17 protein-coding genes are annotated in these 17,238 nt (G+C 73.3%); 9 read left to right on the top strand and 8 right to left on the bottom strand.

Translation table 11 applies throughout. The annotated features are described in order from the left end of the window. Window positions 1-11: 11 nt before the first annotated feature. The 4 genes from IF22_RS0122020 to IF22_RS0122005 are packed head-to-tail and all read left to right on the top strand — an operon-like array spanning window position 12 to window position 4,087. Window positions 12-1,472 carry a PfkB family carbohydrate kinase gene (locus IF22_RS0122020; protein WP_036412071.1) on the top strand — a complete coding sequence of 487 codons (1,461 nt, stop codon included), beginning with the start codon at window positions 12-14 and terminating at the stop codon, window positions 1,470-1,472. After that, window positions 1,469-2,170 (top strand): SDR family oxidoreductase, encoded by a 702-nt coding sequence (locus IF22_RS0122015; protein ID WP_030334959.1) that lies wholly within the window; start codon window positions 1,469-1,471, stop codon window positions 2,168-2,170. Before IF22_RS0122020 ends, IF22_RS0122015 begins: the two co-directional genes overlap by 4 nt. Beyond that, the gene (locus IF22_RS0122010) at window positions 2,167-3,120 is read left to right on the top strand and encodes a glycosyltransferase family 9 protein (RefSeq protein WP_030334956.1); all 954 of its coding nucleotides are present in this window, start codon (window positions 2,167-2,169) and stop codon (window positions 3,118-3,120) included. Before IF22_RS0122015 ends, IF22_RS0122010 begins: the two co-directional genes overlap by 4 nt. Then, window positions 3,104-4,087, top strand: a complete 984-nt coding sequence (locus tag IF22_RS0122005) for a DNA topoisomerase IB (RefSeq protein ID WP_030334955.1) — start codon at window positions 3,104-3,106, stop codon at window positions 4,085-4,087. Before IF22_RS0122010 ends, IF22_RS0122005 begins: the two co-directional genes overlap by 17 nt. Before the next feature lie 152 nt (window positions 4,088-4,239). Here IF22_RS0122005 and IF22_RS0122000 read toward each other — a convergent pair whose 3' ends face one another. After that, complete coding sequence (locus tag IF22_RS0122000) at window positions 4,240-5,274, bottom strand: helix-turn-helix domain-containing protein (RefSeq protein WP_030334954.1); 1,035 nt, start codon at window positions 5,272-5,274, stop codon at window positions 4,240-4,242. 8 nt (window positions 5,275-5,282) lie between these two features. Beyond that, complete coding sequence (locus IF22_RS0121995; RefSeq protein WP_030334953.1) at window positions 5,283-6,044, bottom strand: TetR/AcrR family transcriptional regulator; 762 nt, start codon at window positions 6,042-6,044, stop codon at window positions 5,283-5,285. 83 nt (window positions 6,045-6,127) lie between these two features. Here IF22_RS0121995 and IF22_RS0121990 point away from each other — a divergent pair, with 83 nt between their 5' ends. Continuing rightward, window positions 6,128-7,717 (top strand): MFS transporter, encoded by a 1,590-nt coding sequence (locus IF22_RS0121990; protein WP_030334950.1) that lies wholly within the window; start codon window positions 6,128-6,130, stop codon window positions 7,715-7,717. Here IF22_RS0121990 and IF22_RS0121985 read toward each other — a convergent pair. The 4 genes from IF22_RS0121985 to IF22_RS36200 form a co-directional block, all read right to left on the bottom strand. Then, complete coding sequence (locus IF22_RS0121985; RefSeq protein ID WP_030334948.1) at window positions 7,707-8,210, bottom strand: hypothetical protein; 504 nt, start codon at window positions 8,208-8,210, stop codon at window positions 7,707-7,709. The two genes, IF22_RS0121990 and IF22_RS0121985, sit on opposite strands and share 11 nt — an antisense overlap. 88 nt (window positions 8,211-8,298) lie before the next feature. Beyond that, window positions 8,299-9,930: a RecQ family ATP-dependent DNA helicase gene (locus IF22_RS0121980; RefSeq protein ID WP_030334946.1), complete on the bottom strand. Its 1,632-nt coding sequence runs from the start codon at window positions 9,928-9,930 to the stop codon at window positions 8,299-8,301. A gap of 76 nt (window positions 9,931-10,006) precedes the next feature. Then, window positions 10,007-10,957 carry a TIGR03557 family F420-dependent LLM class oxidoreductase gene (locus IF22_RS0121975; protein ID WP_030334944.1) on the bottom strand — a complete coding sequence of 317 codons (951 nt, stop codon included), beginning with the start codon at window positions 10,955-10,957 and terminating at the stop codon, window positions 10,007-10,009. Window positions 10,958-11,044: 87 nt separating this feature from the next. Then, on the bottom strand, window positions 11,045-11,170 hold the full coding sequence (locus IF22_RS36200; RefSeq protein WP_256443624.1) for a hypothetical protein: 126 nt from the start codon (window positions 11,168-11,170) through the stop codon (window positions 11,045-11,047). A 217-nt stretch (window positions 11,171-11,387) separates the two neighbouring features. Here IF22_RS36200 and IF22_RS0121960 point away from each other — a divergent pair, with 217 nt between their 5' ends. After that, complete coding sequence (locus IF22_RS0121960; protein ID WP_030334942.1) at window positions 11,388-12,875, top strand: glycoside hydrolase family 3 protein; 1,488 nt, start codon at window positions 11,388-11,390, stop codon at window positions 12,873-12,875. 9 nt (window positions 12,876-12,884) lie between these two features. Here IF22_RS0121960 and IF22_RS0121955 read toward each other — a convergent pair whose 3' ends face one another. Continuing rightward, window positions 12,885-13,172, bottom strand: a complete 288-nt coding sequence (locus tag IF22_RS0121955; RefSeq protein ID WP_030334940.1) for a GNAT family N-acetyltransferase — start codon at window positions 13,170-13,172, stop codon at window positions 12,885-12,887. Then, window positions 13,169-14,395 (bottom strand): cysteine desulfurase-like protein, encoded by a 1,227-nt coding sequence (locus IF22_RS0121950; protein WP_030334937.1) that lies wholly within the window; start codon window positions 14,393-14,395, stop codon window positions 13,169-13,171. Before IF22_RS0121950 ends, IF22_RS0121955 begins: the two co-directional genes overlap by 4 nt. Window positions 14,396-14,512: 117 nt before the next feature. On the opposite strand from IF22_RS0121950, the gene IF22_RS0121945 reads away from it, so the two are divergent. The 3 genes from IF22_RS0121945 to IF22_RS0121935 all read left to right on the top strand — a co-directional run bounded on the left by IF22_RS0121945 (window position 14,513) and on the right by IF22_RS0121935 (window position 17,008). Beyond that, window positions 14,513-14,857, top strand: coding sequence for a hypothetical protein (locus IF22_RS0121945; RefSeq protein ID WP_387221952.1), 345 nt, complete (start codon window positions 14,513-14,515; stop codon window positions 14,855-14,857). 58 nt (window positions 14,858-14,915) lie between these two features. Then, entirely contained in the window at window positions 14,916-15,737 is an 822-nt protein-coding gene (locus tag IF22_RS0121940) for a DUF1206 domain-containing protein (RefSeq protein WP_030334933.1), read from the top strand. An 83-nt stretch (window positions 15,738-15,820) separates the two neighbouring features. Then, window positions 15,821-17,008 (top strand): mechanosensitive ion channel family protein, encoded by a 1,188-nt coding sequence (locus IF22_RS0121935; protein ID WP_030334931.1) that lies wholly within the window; start codon window positions 15,821-15,823, stop codon window positions 17,006-17,008. Window positions 17,009-17,238: the final 230 nt, after the last annotated feature.

Below are 17,238 nucleotides of genomic sequence, written 5' to 3'. Positions count from 1 at the left end.
AGGAGGCAGGCGTGAGGGGACCGGTGGTGGTGCTGGGGGACACCCTGCTCGACCGGGACGTGGAAGGCGTGGTGAACCGGCTCTGCCCGGACTCCCCGGTGCCGGTGCTCGACGAGACAGCGGCCACCGACCGGCCGGGGGGCGCCGGGCTGGCGGCGGTGTTCGCCGCCGCGCAGGGCGCCGAGGTGGTGCTGGTGACCGCGCTCGCCGACGACGCCGGTGGGGCTCGGCTGAGCGCTCTGCTCACCGCCGCCGGCGTGCAGGTGTACCCCCTGGCCCTCTCCGGCGCGACGCCGGAGAAGATCCGGCTGCGGGCCCGGGGACGGGTGCTGCTGCGTCACGACCGGGGCGGCACGTCCGGGGAGCCGGGTCAGCCCTCCGACGAGGTGCTGCGGGTGATCGCGTCGGCGTCGGCGGTGCTGGTCAGCGACTACGGCCGGGGGGTGGCCCGGCAGCTCGCCTTGCGCGACGCGTTGGCCGCCACCCGCGCGCCGGTGGTGTGGGACCCGCATCCGCGCGGCCCGGCGGCGGTGCCCGGCGTCCACCTGGCCACCCCGAACGAGTCCGAGGTGCGCGAGCTGGTCCCCGCGCTGCCCGGCGCCTCCCGACTGGCCACCGCGTCGCGCGGCGCACAGGGGCTGCGGCGACGCTGGCGGGCCGGCGCGGTCGCGGTGACGTTGGGCGGTGACGGCGCGCTGCTCTGCCACGCGGGGTCGACGCCGCTGGTGGTGCCGACGCCGGGTAGCGCCGAGGGGGACACCTGCGGTGCCGGCGACCGGTTCGCGGCGGCCGCCAGCCTCGCGTTGGCCCAGGGGGCGCTGGTCTCCGAGGCGGTGCAGGTGGCGGTCGCCGAGGCGTCCGCGTACGTGGCGGGTGGGGGAGTGGCGGCGGCGCTGCCGCCGTCGGGGCCCGAGGTGCGGGCCGGGAGCACGTCGGGGCCGCGCGTTCTCCAGAGCGGACCACGAGGTGGTGCGGTGGCTGACCGGGTGGGGGTCGCCGCCGTCGCCACGCTCCTCAACGAGGTACGCGCCGCTGGCGGCACCGTGGTGGCCACCGGCGGGTGCTTCGACCTGCTGCACGCCGGGCACGTGGCCACCCTGGAGGCCGCCCGGCAGCTCGGTGACTGCCTGATCGTCTGCCTGAACTCCGACGCCAGCGTGACCGGGTTGAAGGGGCCGGACCGGCCGGTGCAGTCCGAAGGTGACCGCGGCCGGCTGCTGGCCGCGCTGAGCTGCGTCGACGCGGTCCTCATCTTCGACGAGCCGACCCCGGACGCGGCGCTGTCCTGGATACGCCCCGACGTCTGGGTCAAGGGCGGCGACTACGCCACCGGTGGTGGGGACGCCTCCGCCGTCCTGCCCGAGGCGCAGGTCGTACGCCGGTGGGGTGGGAACACGGTGGTGGTGCCCTACCTGGACGGTCGGTCCACCACCGACCTGATCGTCCGCACCCTCGCGGAGCGGACCCGATGACCGGCACGCGGCCCGGTGCCGGGCCCACCGTCCTGGTCACCGGCGGGTCCAGCGGGCTCGGTGCCGCCGTGGTCGCCGCGGTGGCCGCCTCCGGTGGCCGACCGCTCGTGCTGGACCGGCAGCCGCCGGTCGACGGGGTGTCCTGGACCGAGTGCGACCTGGCCGACACGCGCGCCGCCGAGGCGGCCACCCGGCATCTCGCCGAGCAGGCCGGTGGCCTGGACGCCGTGGTCACCGCCGCCGGCACCGACGTGCCGGGCCGGCTCGCCGACCTGCCGGGCGAGACCTGGGACCGGATCGTCGCCGTGGACCTGCTGGCCACCGCGGCGGTGATCCGGGCCGCGCTGCCGTTCCTGCTGACCTCTCGGGGGCGCGTCGTCACCGTCGCCTCCACCCTGGGCGTCAAGGCGGTCAGCGACGCCACCGCGTACTGCGCGGCGAAGTTCGGGGTGGTGGGGTTCACCCGAGCCCTCGCCGCCGAGCTGGCCGGTCAGGTCGGCGTCACCCTGCTCATCCCGGGTGGGATGCGCACCGCGTTCTTCGACGAACGTGACCCGCAGTACAAGCCGGGGCCGGACGCGATCCTCAACGAGCCCGCCGACACCGCCGCCGCGATCATGTTCGCGCTCAGCCAGCCGGCCGGTTGCGCGGTGCGCGAGATGGTGGTCTGCGCCGAGCAGGAGACCTCGTACCCGTGATCCTCGTGCTGCGCGCCCTCGGCGTCGGCGATCTGGTGACCGCGGTGCCCGCGCTGCGGGCGCTGCGGGCCGCGTACCCCTCGCGGGAGCTGGCGCTCGCCGCGCCGGCCGGGCTGGCTCCGCTGGTCGACCTGGTCGGCGGGGTGGACCGGCTGGTGGACACCACCGGGCTGGACCGACCCCTGCGGGTCGGGTCGGCCCCGCGGGTCGCGGTCAACCTGCACGGCCGCGGTCCGCAGTCGCACCGGCTGCTCGCGGCCACCCGACCCGGTCGGCTGCTCGCCTTCGCCAACGCGGACGCCGGCTGTGCCGACGGCCCGCGTTGGGCCGCCGACGAGCACGAGGTGGACCGGTGGTGCCGGCTGCTGTCCTGGTACGACATCCCGGCCGACCGGGCCGACCTCAGCCTGCGCCGGCCCGGGTCGGCGGGGCTGCCCAGCGGTGCCACGGTGCTGCACCCGGGCAGCAAGATCCCGGCCAAACGGTGGCCGGCCGAGCGGTTCGCCGCGCTGGCCCGGACGCTCACCGACCAGGGGCACCGGGTGCTGCTCACCGGCTCGGCCGACGAACGGGAGTTGGCAACCCGGGTGGCCGAGGCGGCCGGCCTGACCTCGGACGCGGTTCTGGCCGGCCGGACCGACCTCGGCGGGCTCGCCGCGCTGGTGGCCGACGCCCGGTTGGTGGTCAGCGGGGACACCGGCGTCGCCCATCTGGCCACCGGGTACGGCACCGCGTCGGTGATTCTCTTCGGGCCGGTGCCACCGGCGCACTGGGGGCCACCACCGGACCGGCCACGGCACCGGGTGTTGTGGGCCGGTGCGGGGGATTGGCCCAGGTGGGACGGGGTAGGAAGCCACCCGACGATGGCGGCTCTGCACCTCGACGAGGTGCTGGCCGCGGTGGCCGAGGTGGAGAGGGTGGTGCGGGTCTCCGGTGCGGTTGCGGCGTAGCGACCCGGGTCGACCGGGGTACGGACGGCGTCGTCGCGGACGGGGCTGGCTGTTCGTCGATCCGTCCGGGGCGCCGGTGCGGGATCCAGAGGTGCTGGCCCGGCTGCGGGAGCTGGTCATCCCGCCGGCCTGGCAGGACGTCTGGATCGCGCCGCATCCCAACGGGCACATCCAGGCGATCGGGATCGACGCGGCCGGGCGCAAGCAGTACGTCTACCACCCCCGGTGGCGGGAGAAGCAGGACGAGGCGAAGTTCGACCACATGCTGGAGGTGGCCCGGCGGTTGCCGGCGCTGCGGGAGCGGGTGGGGCGCGACCTGGACGGCCGTGGACTGGGCCGGGACCGGGTGCTGGCGACGGTGGCCCGGCTGCTCGACATGGGGATGTTCCGGGTCGGCAGCGACCAGTACGCGAACGGCGACGACCCGACCTACGGGGTGTCCACCCTGCGCCCCGAGCACGCCCGGTCCCGGCGCGGCTGCGTGGTGTTCGTGTTCCCCGCGAAGGGGGGCATCGAGCAGGTACGCCGGATCGAGGACCCGGAGCTGTGCCAGGTGCTCGTCAATCTGCGCCGTCGCCGGCGCCGGGCGGAGCGGCTGTTCGGCTACTGGGACGGCCGGGAGTGGCGCGACGTGCGCAGCGACGAGGTCAACGGTTACCTGCGCGACGCCAGCGGTGGGGAGATGACCGCGAAGGACTTCCGCACCTGGCACGCCACGGTGCTGGCGGCCACCGAGTTGGCCACCGCCGGCCCGGCCCGTTCGGTGACCGCCCGGCGCAAGGCGGTGGTCGCCGTGATGCGGGAGGTGGCTGAGCTGCTGGGCAACACGCCGACGGTGGCGCGGGCGTCGTACGTGGACCCTCGGGTGGTCGACCTCTACCACGAGGGGGTGGTGGCGGCGGTGGATCCGCTGGCGCCTCGCGAGGAGGCGGAGCGGGTCGTCCTGAAGCTGCTGGAGGGGGCCTGACCGGCCCCGCCGGCGATTCTGGGGAGGCGCGACGGGGTCGGAGTCTCGGGCTTGAGCAGGGTGCCACCGGGCGGCCGCCCGCCGCTCGCGCGGCGGGCGCCTCGCCACGGCCCCCGTTGCGGCCCACCAGGCGATGGTCGGCCGCGCCGGTGTCAGTCTGCCGGTCCCGAGTTGACGGTGGACGCCTGACGGTTGACGATCCGCGCCAGATCCGAGGCGTTGTCGCGGTGTTCCTGCGGGGTCATTCCGTAGGCGGCCTTGAACGCCCGGCTGAAGTGGGCCTTGTGGGGAAACCCCCACCGCGCCGCGATGGTCTGCACGGGCTGGTTGCGCAGCGCCGGGTCGGTCAGGTCGCGTTGGCACCGGGCCAGTCGCAGGTCCCTGATGTACGACGCCACTGTGGCGTCCTCGCCCTCGAACAGGCGGTGCAGGGACCGCACCGAGATGTGGTGGGCGTCGGCGACGACCTGGGGGTCGAGGGTCACCTCGCCGAGGTGGCGGTGGATGTACGCCTGCACCTGGGTGAGCAGCGCCCGGCGGCGGACCTCGGTGGGCACGGCATCCTCGGCGACGAGGTGCCGGCCGAGCATGGTGGTGGCCAGGTCGAGCCCGACCGCGCCGAGCCGTCCGGCGTCGGCGGCGTGGTACTGCTCGGGGTGCCCGGTCACCTGGAGCAGGAACTGCGCCAGCAGCGCCCCGATCCCCTCGCTGCCGGACATCCGGCCGCCGTAGAGCGCGGCCATCCGCTGTGGCGGTAGCGGCAGGGCGGCGTGCGGGATCAGCGTGATGATCGAGGTGGCCTGGTCCCGCTCGGGCTCGGTGGCGTGGTGGCAGACGTCGTGCGGCCGGGACCCGTCGTAGAAGGTGAACTCGCCGGAGAGGATCTCGCTGTGGCGACCGTCCTGGCTGGAGGTGCCGATGCCGCCGGTGGTGAGGGCGAGGATGTACAGCTCCGGGTCGGACTGGCGGACCAGCTTGCGGGTCCGGGTGGCGTCCAGCGACGGGTATTCGTACTGCACGAGCTGGACCGGGCCGAGGTCGGTGAAGTCGGCGCGGGCGGCGAAGTCGTCGCTGTGCGCGGACCGGATGCGCAGCGGCGCCGAGGTGCGCGCCACCAGGTCCAGCCACATGCCGAACCGTTCGCGCGGCGGCAGAACCGTGGTGTCGATGGTGTCTCTCGCCAGCATCGGGCGCCCTAACCCGCTCGGCGCTGGATCAGCGCTTCGACGCCGTCGAGGATCCGGTCCAGACCGAAGGCGAACTCGTCGTCGGGGTGGTCGTCCTGGCTGAGCACGCCGGCGCTGAGCACCCGGTGCAGCGCGGGGAAGCGGGCCGGGTCGATGAGCCGGCCCACCAGCCGGGCGTACCCGGGCATCATCTCGGCGGGCTCGACGCCGGCCGCCCGGCTGCCCTCGGCGATCTGCGACGTGAGGGTTGCCTCGTTGCGGACGTACCCGGTGATCAGCAGCAGCACCGACATCTTCTCGTTCTCGCCGAGCGCGGTGCCGTCGAGGCAGCGCAGCCCGTCCTCCATCCAGCCGAGCTGCTGCGGGGTGATCGGTGGGCCGCTGATCGGGACGTGCAGCAGCCAGGACCGTCGCCGCAGCACCTCGTGTTCGGCCCAGGCCCACCGGGTGAGGCCGGTACGCCAGTCGTCGCGCGGGCCGGGCGGGCCGAGGGAGGGGCCGTACCCGGAGTCCACCATGAGCATCAGCAGTTCGTCCTTCGAGCCGACGTACCGGTAGAGGGCCATGGTCGCGGCGCCCAGCTCCTTGGCCACCCGGCTCATCGACACGGCGGCCAGGCCGTCGGCGTCGGCCACCCGGACCGCGGCGTCCACGATGGTGGGCACGCTCATTCCCGGCCGGGGCCCCTTGGGTGGTCGCTCCCGCAGCCCCCAGGCGCTCTCGATGGCCGGCGGGAGTACGGGCCCGCTGTCGTCTGTCTTCGCCGCCACATTTCCTCCCTTGCCTCGCCATCCTAGTTCTGCGTATGGTCTACGCATAACAGCGTATGGCATACGCAGAAAGAAGGATGATCATGAAGACCACCACCACACCGGCAGCGCGCGCCGGCCGGAGGGAGTGGATCGGGTTCGCGGTGCTGATGCTGGCGCTGCTCCTGGTCTCGATGGACGTGTCGGTGCTCTACTTCGCCGTCCCGTTCATCAGCGCGGAGCTGCGCCCCAGCGCCACCGAGCAGCTCTGGATCTTCGACATCTACGGTTTCGTGCTGGCCGGGCTGCTGATCACGATGGGCGCTCTGGGTGACCGGATCGGCCGACGCCGGCTCCTGCTGATCGGTGCCACCGCGTTCGGGGCGGCGTCGCTGCTGGCCGCGTACGCCGACAGCACCGCGACGCTGATCGCCGCCCGCGCCCTCCTCGGCGTCGGTGGCGCCACCCTGATGCCCTCGACGCTGGCCCTGGTGCGCAACATGTTCCACGACGCCAAGCAGCGCGGCACGGCCATCGGCGTCTGGACCGCCACCCTGACCGGCGGCATCGCCCTCGGCCCGGTGCTCAGCGGCATCCTGCTGGAGCACTTCTGGTGGGGCTCGATCTTCCTGATCAACATCCCGGCGATGCTGATGCTGCTCCTGCTCGCCCCGCTGCTGGTGCCCGAGTTCCGCAACCCGGCGACCGGGCGGTTCGACCTGATCAGCGCGGCGCTGTCGCTCGGCGCGCTGCTGCCGGTGATCTACGGCATCAAGGAGATGGCCCGCGACGGCGTCAGCCCGCTGCGGGTGCTCGCCATCGTCGGCGGTGTGCTGGTGGGCGCGCTCTTCCTGCACCGGCAGCGGACCCGGGCGTACCCGATGGTCGACCTCGCGTTGTTCCGCCGACGCGGCTTCGCCGGGTCGCTCGCGGTCAACCTGCTGGCGATGTTCGCCCTGGTCGGATTCGCCATCTTCACCACCCAGCACCTCCAGTTGGTGCTCGGCCTGAGCCCGCTGCGGGCGGCACTGTGGAGCCTGGTGCCGTCGCTCGCGGTGGGCGGGGTCGCGCCGGCAGCCGCAGCCCTCGCCCAGCGCGTCGAGCGGGCGTACCTGATCGGCGCGGGCTTCGGCATCGCCGTGGTCGGCTTCGTGGTGCTGACCCGGGTCACGCCGGAGACGCCGCTGTGGCTGCTGCTCGTCGGCGCCAGCGTCTACGCGGGCGGCCTGGTGATGGTGATGTCTCTCGTCACCGAGCTGGTCCTCGGCGCGGCGCCGCCTGAGCAGGCCGGTGTCGCGTCGGCGCTGACCGAGTCCAGCAGTGAGCTGGGCGGCGCGCTGGGAATGGCGATCCTGGGCAGCGTCGGCGCGGCGGTCTACCGCCGCGAGATCGTCGACGGCCTGCCCGCCGGGCTGCCCACCGACGCCGGCGACGCGGCCCAGGAGACCCTGGGCGGTGCGCTCGCGGTCGCCCAGGGGTTGCCGGCGGAACTGGCCGACGCGCTGCTGCACGCCGCCCGGGTCGCGTTCACCGACGGATTGCACCTGGCCGCGTACGCCGCCATGGCGGTGATGCTGCTGGGCGCCGTCACCGCGCTGGCCGCGCTGCGCGGCGTCCGACCGGCCGACTCCGCGGCGTTTGCCGCCGAGCCGACCGGTCCGGCCGACACCTCGTTGTCGTCGGTCAGTCGATGAGCACGTGCGCGAGCCGGTCGCGGAAACGCCGCTCGGAGTCGCTGACCGACTCGCCGCCGATGCCCAGCAACCCACCGCTGGACGCGGCGCCCACCACCTGCTCGGCGATCTTCACGAGCCAGTGCTTGTACGCGCCGGCCTCACCCTCGTCGACCCGCGCGGCCAGCAGTTCGGCCGCCTGGCCGGCCCGCAGCAGCACGTCGTCGAGGTAGGCCCCGGGGTCGGCGGGCGCGATGACCGGCAGCTCCTCACCGGTCTCCGGGTCGCCGACCCGGGTGACGATCTCACCGGCCACGGCGGCGACCAGCGGGCTGGCCGACTCCCGGCCGGCGGCGATGGTCTCCAGCCCGGCCGCGTTCTCCGCCATGGTCCGGCGGGTGCCGTCGGACTCGGCGGCGCTCGCCGCGGTCAGCACCGACTGCGGGAGGCCGACCAGCAGCCCCCACTCCTCGTCGGAGAACCCGAACCCGGTGTACGCCGGCTGCTCGATCACGGCAACGCCCCTTCCGCCCTGCTCTGCTTGATCAATCGGTGCTCTGCTTGGTCGATCCACCGGGCCCGACACCGGTGCCCGGGTCAGGCTAGTCCAGGGTCAGCAGGCCCTGTTCGGACACCACGCGCACCGACAACGTCTTGTACCCGACCTCATCGAAGAGAACCGTCATCTTGTCGTCCTCGTAGGAGAGCACCAGGCCGGGGCCCCACTCGGGGTGACGCACCTGGCTGTGCACCGGGAACGGCCCGACCGCGCCGTGGTCGGCCACGCTGGTGCCGTTGTGGCAGTTGTCGCAGTGCCCGCAGACCTGCGTCATCTGCTCACCGAAGTACGCCAGCAGGGTCTGCCCGCGGCAGGCCAGGGTCTCGGCGAAGGCGCGCATCATGTCGGTGCGGGACCGGGTCACCGTCTGCTGGCGCTCCGCCTCGGCCAGCGCCGCCGCCGCGGCGTCGGCCGGGGTGGGGGAGTACCGGGGCGCGCCGATGCGCTGCCGGGCGCGGGGCTCGGCCGCGCCGATCTGCTCCAGCAGGGAGAGGTACTGGCCCAGCTTGCGCGGCCCGAGGCCGGTGCTCTCGCGCAGTTCGGTCTTGGTGGCCGCCTTCTTGCGCAGCAGCGCGGCGAGGTCGCGCAGCTCGTCGACGTCGGGCAGGCCGCCGCTGAAGAACCGTTGCAGGCCCACGTCCTCGGCCTGCCACAGCAGCAGCACCCGGGCCGGTTGCCCGTCGCGCCCGGCCCGGCCGATCTCCTGGAAGTAGCTGTCCGGTGAGTCCGGCAGCGCCATGTGCACCACCCAGGCGATGTTCGGCTTGTCGATGCCCATGCCGAACGCCGACGTCGCCACCATGATGGGGACCTGGTCGGCGAGGAACGCCTCGTGCAGTTCGGCGCGCGCGCCGGCCGCCATCCCACCGTGGTAGAACTGCGCCGGGAAGCCGGCGTCGGTCAACCGGGTGGCCAACTCCTCGGCGGCGCGACGGGTCGGCACGTAGATGATCCCGGGCCGCTCGTCGTCCTGGAGCAGCGCGATCAGCCGCCGCCACCGGTAGTCCTCGGTGGGGCAGTGCGCGACCTCGACGAACAGGTTCGGCCGGTCCAGCCCGGAGACCACCACCTCCGGCTCGCGCAGCCGCAGCCGGGCGATGATGTCGTCGCGGACCGGAGGGGATGCGGTGGCGGTCAACGCGACCACCGGCGGTCGGCCGATGCCGTCGATGAGGTGCCCGAGCGCCAGGTAGTCGGGGCGGAAGTCGTGGCCCCACGCCGAGATGCAGTGCGCCTCGTCGATCGCCACCAGCGCCGGCTTCAGCGCCGCGACCTCGGCCATTCGTTCCGGGTTGCTGAGCTGTTCCGGGGTGATGAAGAGGAACTCCGCCCGGCCCTCGCGGACCTCGGTGATCGCCTCCGCCTGCTGGGTGGGCGACTCGTTCGAGCTGATCCGCACCGCCCGCAGCTCCGGGCGTTGCCGCTCGTTGAGGGAGGCGATCTGGTCCTGTTGGAGGGCCAGCAGGGGGGAGATCACCACCGTGGGGCCGGGGATCAGGCTGGCCGGGATCTGGTAGATCGCCGACTTGCCGGCGCCGGTGGGCAACACCACCAGGGCGTCGCGCCGCTTCATCACCGCGCGCATGGCGGCCAGTTGGTTGGGCCGCAGCGCCTTCCAGCCGAAAAGACTGCGGGCCGCGCGGCGCAACGTCATCGAGTGCGTGGACAGTTTCATCGAGGGCCGGAGGTACCCGAGCCCCTGACCGCCGAAACGCCTTCGGGCGATCATGGGCTCGGCTGCCTCCCGCAGCTCAGCGCAGCCGGGGCAGGACCTCGCGCTCGTAGAGGTCGAACAGTCCCTGGTAGTGCGGGCCGGTGTTGGCCACGTAGACCTCGTCGAAGCCGGCCTTGGCGTACTTGTCGATCATTTCGAGGTGCGCGTCGGCGCTGTTGCCGCAGACGAACGCCTCCTTCAGCATCTCCGGCCTGACCAGCTCGCTGGCCTGCTCGAAGTGCCGCGGCGAGGGCAGCACCTGGGACAGCTCACCGGGCACCCCGGCGTTGGGCCAACGCTCGTACGCGATCCGCATCCCCTCGTTCTCGCTGTCGGCGTACGCCGCCTTGAAGCCGGCCTGGCACGGCTTGTCGCCGCCGCCGTTCTCGCGGAAGCGCCGGACCATCTCACCGTCGGGCATCGTGCTGACGTAGCCGTCGCCGATCCGGGCGGCCAGGTCGATCGCCTTCGGCCCGAAGCCGGAGACGTAGATCGGCGGGGGAGCGTCGGGCAGCGTGTAGATCCGGGCCTGCTCCACCGTGTAGTGCTTGCCGTGGTGGCTGACGAAGTCGCCGCCCCACAGCGCGCGCAGCACCTCGACGGCCTCCTCCAGCATCTCCAGCCGGACGTCGGCCTGCGGCCAGGCGTCGCCGAAGATGTGTTCGTTGAGCGCCTCGCCGGTGCCGACGCCGAGCACGAACCGTCCGCCGTGCAGCACCGCGCTGGTCGCCGCCGCCTGGGCGATCACGGCCGGGTGGATCCGGACCGTCGGGCAGGTCACCGCCGTGGTCACCGGCAGCGAGCAGACCTGGCTGAGCGCGCCGATCATCGACCAGACGAACGGGCTCTGGCCCTGGGCGTCCACCCAGGGGTGGTAGTGGTCGGAGATCCACAGCGCCTCGAAGCCGGCCCGTTCGGCACCGCGCGCCTGCTCCAGCAACTCGGCTGGCGTGAACTCCTCACTGGACAGAAAGTATCCGATCTTCATGACTTACCCCTTCGGCGCGCGGACTGCTGATGGGCAGAGCCGTACCCCGGTGGGGCCGGGTCACACCGGTGCTCGCCGTGGACCGGGTCAGCGTCGACCGAACATCGCCCGGATCGCGGCGAGCAGCAGCAGAGCGCCGACCACCAGGCCGAGCAGGCGTACGCCGGGGATGTCGGCCGGGCTCGTCGCGTCGGCCAGCGGGACGGGATCCATCCCCGCACTCTCCCCGGGGAGCGGGCCGCCAGGCAACTGTAAGGTTTATTGACTATTGAATCGCTCAGTGTGACCATGGCAGGACCGCCTGCCGGTGGCGGTGCGCCGAGGGCGCGTGAGAGATGGGGTACGGGGGCCGCATGAGCGAGCGCAACCAGCGGGTCGACGGGGGCGCACCGTCGTCGGCGATCGACGTCGGCCACTGCGAGGGGGCGCGGTGACCACGACCACCGGGCACCTCCGGGCGCTCGCCGCCGCCGTCCTGCAACCCGGCTTCGTCGGCACGACCCCGCCGCCGTGGGTGTGCCGCTGGCTCGGCGACGGCCTCGGCTCGGTGGTGCTCTTCGCCCGCAACGTCGTCGACACCGAGCAGGTGGCCGCGCTCACCGCGACGCTGCGCGCGGAACGGCCGGACGTCATCGTGGCGATCGACGAGGAGGCCGGCGACGTCACCCGGCTGGAGTCGGTCCACGGCAGCTCCCGGCCCGGCAACTTCGCCCTCGGCGCTGTCGACGACCCGGCGCTGACCGAGGCCGTCGCCCGGGACCTCGGCGTCGAACTGGCCGCGGCCGGCGTCACCCTCAACTACGCCCCGGACGCCGACGTCAACTCCAATCCGGCGAACCCGGTGATCGGTGTCCGCTCCTTCGGCACCGACCCGACGCTGGTCGCGCGACACACCGCCGCCTGGGTCCGCGGGCTCCAGGCCGGCGGCGTCGCGGCCTGCGCCAAGCACTTCCCCGGGCACGGCGACACCCGCGTCGACTCACACCACGACCTGCCCCGGATCACCGCCGACCGGGCCCGGCTGGACGCCTGCGAACTGGCCCCGTTCCGCGCCGCCGTGGCCGCCGGTGTGCAGGCGGTGATGACCGGTCACCTGCTGGTGCCCGCGCTCGACCCGCAGCTGCCGGCGACGCTGAGTCAGCGCATCCTCGGTGGCCTGCTCCGCGACGAGCTGGGCTTCTCCGGCGTGGTGGTCACCGACGCGATGGAGATGCGCGCGGTCGCCGACCGGTACGGCTTCGCCGGTGCGACGGTCCGCGCCCTCGCCGCCGGTGCCGACGCGATCTGCATCGGTGGCGAACGGGCCGACGAGCAGGCCGCCCGCGAGCTGCGCGACGCCATCGTGGCCGCCGTCATCTCCGGCGAGTTGCCCGAGGAACGGCTCGCCGAGGCCGCCAAGCGCGTCGGTCAACTCGCCGCCTGGACGGTGGCCGCCCGGGGCACCGGCTCCGCCGCGGCGCGCGCTGCCGACGTCGGGCTGGTCGCCGCCCGCCGGGCCGTCCGGGTCACCGCCGCCCCGGGCGCGACGGGCGCGCTGCCACTGACCAGCGCCGCACACGTCGTCGAGTTCGAGCCGCTGCGCAACATCGCCATCGGCGCCGAGACCCCCTGGGGCATCGGCGGGCCGCTGGGCGAGCTGCTGCCCGGCACCAGCACCGTCCGCTACGCCGAACCCGACGTGCCGGCGGACCCGGGCGCCGGGGCGGGCACCCGGCCGCTGGTCCTGGTCGTCCGGGACCTGCACCGCCACGACTGGATGCGCGCCGCCGTGCACCGCGCGTTGGCCGTCCGCCCGGACGCGGTGGTGGTCGAGTTGGGCGTGCCCGAGCTGGTCACCGGGGCGGTGCACCTGGCCACCCACAGCGCCACCCGGGCCAGCGGACGGGCCGCCGCCGAGGTGCTCAGCGGCGCCCGCTGACCCGCCCGGCTACGGGAGGTCGGCGACCAGATCGGCGTACTCGGGGTGCTTGTCGATGAACGCGGCCATGAAGGGGCACTGCGGCACCACCGTGGCACCGCGCGCCCGGAGCTGGTCCAGCGTGCCGCGGATCAGCGCGCCGCCGACCCCCTTGCCCTGAAAGCCCCGGTCCACCTCGGTGTGGGTGAAGACCAGGACCTCACCGCGCATCAGGTACGCGGTGTAGCCGGCCAGCGCGTCGTCGACCAGGATCTCGAAACGGTGCTTCGCCGGGTTGTCCTCGACCAGGGTGCTCATCCGGCCATTCTCCCCGCCGCGTCGGCCAGCGCGTCGAGTTCGCCCAGCAACCGGTCCACCTCGTCGGCGGTGTTGTAGTGGTAGATGCTGGCCCGCACCGCGCCGCCGCTGTCGCGCAGACCCATCAGATGGAAGTACTCGTAGGCGTAGTAGTCGCCGACGGAGAGACAGAGCCCGGCGGCGCCCAACGCCTCCTGGACGGCCGCTGGTGACATCCCGGCGACCCGGAACGAGACCGTCGGGCAGCGCCGGGCCGGCGAGCCGTAGACGGTGATTGCCGGGCGCTGCGCCAGCCCGGCGAGCAGCCGGTCCAGCAGCGCCTCCTCGTGGGCCTGGGCGGCGGCCAGCCCGGCCCGCAGCCGGGCCCGCCGGTCCCCGACCGCGTCCGGATCCAGCCCGGCCAGGTGATCCACCGCGGCGGCCACCCCGGCCAGCAGCGGGAAGCTCGGCGTGCCGTACTCGAAGCGCTCCGGCACCGCGTCGGAGGACGGCAGCAGCTTCGCCGGGCGCAGCGTCGCCCAGAGAGCGGGGTCCGCCACCATCGCCGCCAGGTGCGGCCCGGACCACTTGTACGCGCTGGTGACCAGCACATCGGCACCGAGCGAGGTCAGGTCGGTCGGGACGTGCGGTACCGAGTGCACCCCGTCGACGTAGACCAACGCGCCGACCGCGTGCGCGGTCTTGGCGATCGCCGGCACGTCCGGCATGGTGCCGATGGCGTTGCTGGCGGCGGTCACCGCCACCAGCCGGGTCCGCTCGCCGACCAGGTCGGCGTACTGGGCGGCGGGCAGCTCGCCGGTCTGCCGGTCGATCTCCGCCCAGCGCACCGTCGCGCCGGCCGCCTCGGCCGCCTGCACCCACGGCCGCACGTTCGCGTCGTGGTCGAGCCGGGAGACCACCACCTCGTCACCCCGGCGCCAGGTCGCGCCGAGCGTGCGGGCCATGGTGTACGTCAACGCTGTGGCACTCGGGCCGAGCACCACCCCGGCCGGGTCGGCGCCGAGCAGGTCGGCCACCGCCGAACGGGCCTCGGCCACCAGCTCCAACGACCGGCGGCCGGCCACGTTGGCGGCGCTGCGGTTGCCGACCGCCATCCGCATGGCAGCGGTGACCGCGTCGATCACACCGGCCGCGGTCTGGGTGCCGCCGGCACCGTCGAAGTGGACGAAGCCCTCGGTCAGGGCGGGGTACGCGGCCCGGGTACGGGCGATGTCGAACGGCATGTCCCGGACCCTAGCCGGTGCTCCCGCGACACCGTCCGGCCACCGGGTGATCACCGATCGACTGTGACATCGCGGGCGTCTCGTACTCTTGGCGAGGTGACGAACCAACCCGCCACCATGCCCATGCCCTCCGTCCGCCGCGCCGCCGGTCTCTTCGCCGGTCTGGCGCTCGGCCTCGCCGTGCTCGCCGGGTGCAGCTCCCAGGGCGCCTCCACCGACTGCGGGCTGGACGCCTGCACCGTCACCTTCGAGCGGGGTGTCGACGCGAGCGCCACCATCCTCGGTGTCGAGGCCAAGCTGGTCGGCGCCGAGGGCGACCAGGTGACCGTCGAGGTCGCCGGCGAGCAGCTCACCCTCACCACCGGGCAGCAGGCCACCGAGGCCGGCGGCTTCGCGGTGACCCTGGACAGCGTCACCGACCAGCAGATCAAGATCCGCGTATCGCGTAACCCGGGGAGCTGACCCGGGCGGGCGGGGTGGCCGACGTTTGGAAATCTTCGTAAACGGAGATTGTGGCGCCATGTCACTTACCCGTAACGCCGAAGCCACCGCCTCCCGTACGGCGGACAGCCGGTGGCTGGAACTCCTCGCCCGGGCCGGCTTCATCGGCTACGGCATCGTGCACCTGCTCTTCGCCTGGCTGGCGTTGCAGATCGCGTTCGGCACGTCGTCCGACGACGGCGACCAGTCCGGCGCGCTGCGTACCCTCTCCCAACAGCCCCTCGGCAAGTTCCTCGTCATCGCCGTCGCGATCGGCCTGCTCGCGATGGCGATCTGGCAGGGGCTGGAGGCGGCGGTCGGGCACCGCGCCGAGCGCGGCAAGGAACGGGTCATGGAACGGCTCGCGTCGGCCGGCCGGACCATCGTCTACCTCTACTTCGCCTGGACCGCCTTCAAGGTCTTCTCCGACGCCGGGTCGAACAGCGCCGACCAGCAGGAGGCGCTGACCGGCAAACTGATGACCTCCAGCGGTGGCCGCTGGCTCGTCGGCCTGGCCGGGCTGGTGCTCGCCGCGATCGGTGTCGGCCTGGTGATCTACGGCGCGCTCAAGAAGTTCGAGAAGCACCTGAAGACCGGCGAGATGAACCCGAAGACCCGCCAGCTGGCCCGCCGGCTGGGCATGGCCGGGTATGTGGCCAAGGGTGTCGCGTACGGCATCGCCGGTCTGCTGGTCATCGTGGCCGCGGTGAACTACGACCCGGAGAAGGCCCGTGGTCTGGACGCCGCGCTGCACACCCTGCGTGAGCAGTCGTACGGCACGTTCCTGCTGACCCTGGTCGCCCTGGGCATCGCCGCCTTCGGCGTCTACTGCTTCCTCCAGTCCCGGTACCGCAAGGTCTGAACTGGTCGATTCCTAGGCCGTCGGGCACTCTTGGGCTTTTGCCCGGAGTGCCCGACGTCTGGTTGAAGGGGAGCACCGAAGCCGTGCAGAACTATCTCGAAACGGCCGTCGCCGCGCTCGTCGCGGCGGCGGTCGCCCTGTTCCTGGTCGAGGTCGTCCACCGGTTGACCCGGCGTTTCGGTCGCCGGTCACTGCTGTTGACCGAGTTGACCGAGCACGCGCACCGCCCGTTCCAGGTCGCCGCGACGGTCCTCGCCGTGCAGTTCGCCGTCCGCTTCACCACGGGGTACGCGGTGGGCGAGGGCTGGCGGCGGCTCCTGCTGCACCTGCTCATCCTCGGTGTCATCGCCACACTGGCCTGGCTGGTCGCCTGCCTGCTGGTCGTCGTGGAGGACACCGCGCTGGCCCGGTTCCGGGTCGACGTGCCCGACAACCGGCACGCCCGGCAGGTACGGACCCAGGTGGTGATGCTGCGCCGACTGACCATCGCGGTGATCGTCATCCTGACCGTCGGCGTGATGCTGATGACCTTCCCCAGCGTGCGGGGCATCGGCGCCGGTGTGCTGACCTCCGCCGGTGTGGTCGGTGTGGTGGCCGCGCTCGCCGCACAGAGCCTGCTCGGCAACGTCTTCGCCGGCCTCCAGCTCGCCTTCAGCGACGCCGTCCGGCTCGACGACGTGGTCGTCGTGGAGGGGGAGTGGGGGCGCATCGAGGAGCTGACCCTCAGCTACGTGGTGGTGCAGATCTGGGACGACCGACGGTTGATCCTGCCCACCTCGTACTTCACCAGCAAGCCGTTCCAGAACTGGACCCGGACCGAGGCGGCGGTGCTCGGCACCGCCGAGTTCGACGTGGACTGGGCGGTGCCGGTGCAGACCATGCGTGAGGAGCTGCGCCGACTCGTCGAGGGCACCGAGCTGTGGGACGGGCGGGTCTGCGTCCTCCAGGTCACCGACGCCACCGGCGGGACGGTGCGGTTGCGCGCGCTGGTCAGCGCCGCCGACGCGGGCAGTCTGTGGGACCTGCGCTGCCTCGTGCGGGAGCACCTGGTCGCCTGGATCCGGGACAACCGCCCGACCGCGATGCCCCGGCTGCGCACCGAGCTGGGCGACTCCACCAGCAACCTGTCCTGGCAGTGGGTGCAGCCGCGGCGCCCGGCCCGGCGTCCCTCCGATACCGAGGCGCCCGACGACGCCCGGGTCTTCGGCGGCAGCGACGACGGCGACGCCCGCAGCGAAGCCTTCGTGGGCCCCGACGAATCCCGCCAGTAGCACCCCGCCCCGCCCGCGCGCCCCGCCCGCGCCCCGCGCGCCCCGGAAGATCGTGCAACTTCCTGGTTGTAGTGGCCTCCACAGCGGTCGAGGCCCCTACAACCAGGATCAAGCGCGATCTTGCCCGGCAGACCCCGACGATCATGGGACTGACGGGTGCGTACGCCTGATTTGTCCCCGCCAACCTCATGATCGCCGCTGCGGGGCGGGGGCGGGGGCGGGGCCGGGGC

The organism is Micromonospora parva (genome assembly GCF_000718515.1).
GTDB classification, from domain to species: domain Bacteria; phylum Actinomycetota; class Actinomycetes; order Mycobacteriales; family Micromonosporaceae; genus Micromonospora; species Micromonospora parva.
This window is presented reverse-complemented; position numbering and strand designations above follow the sequence as displayed.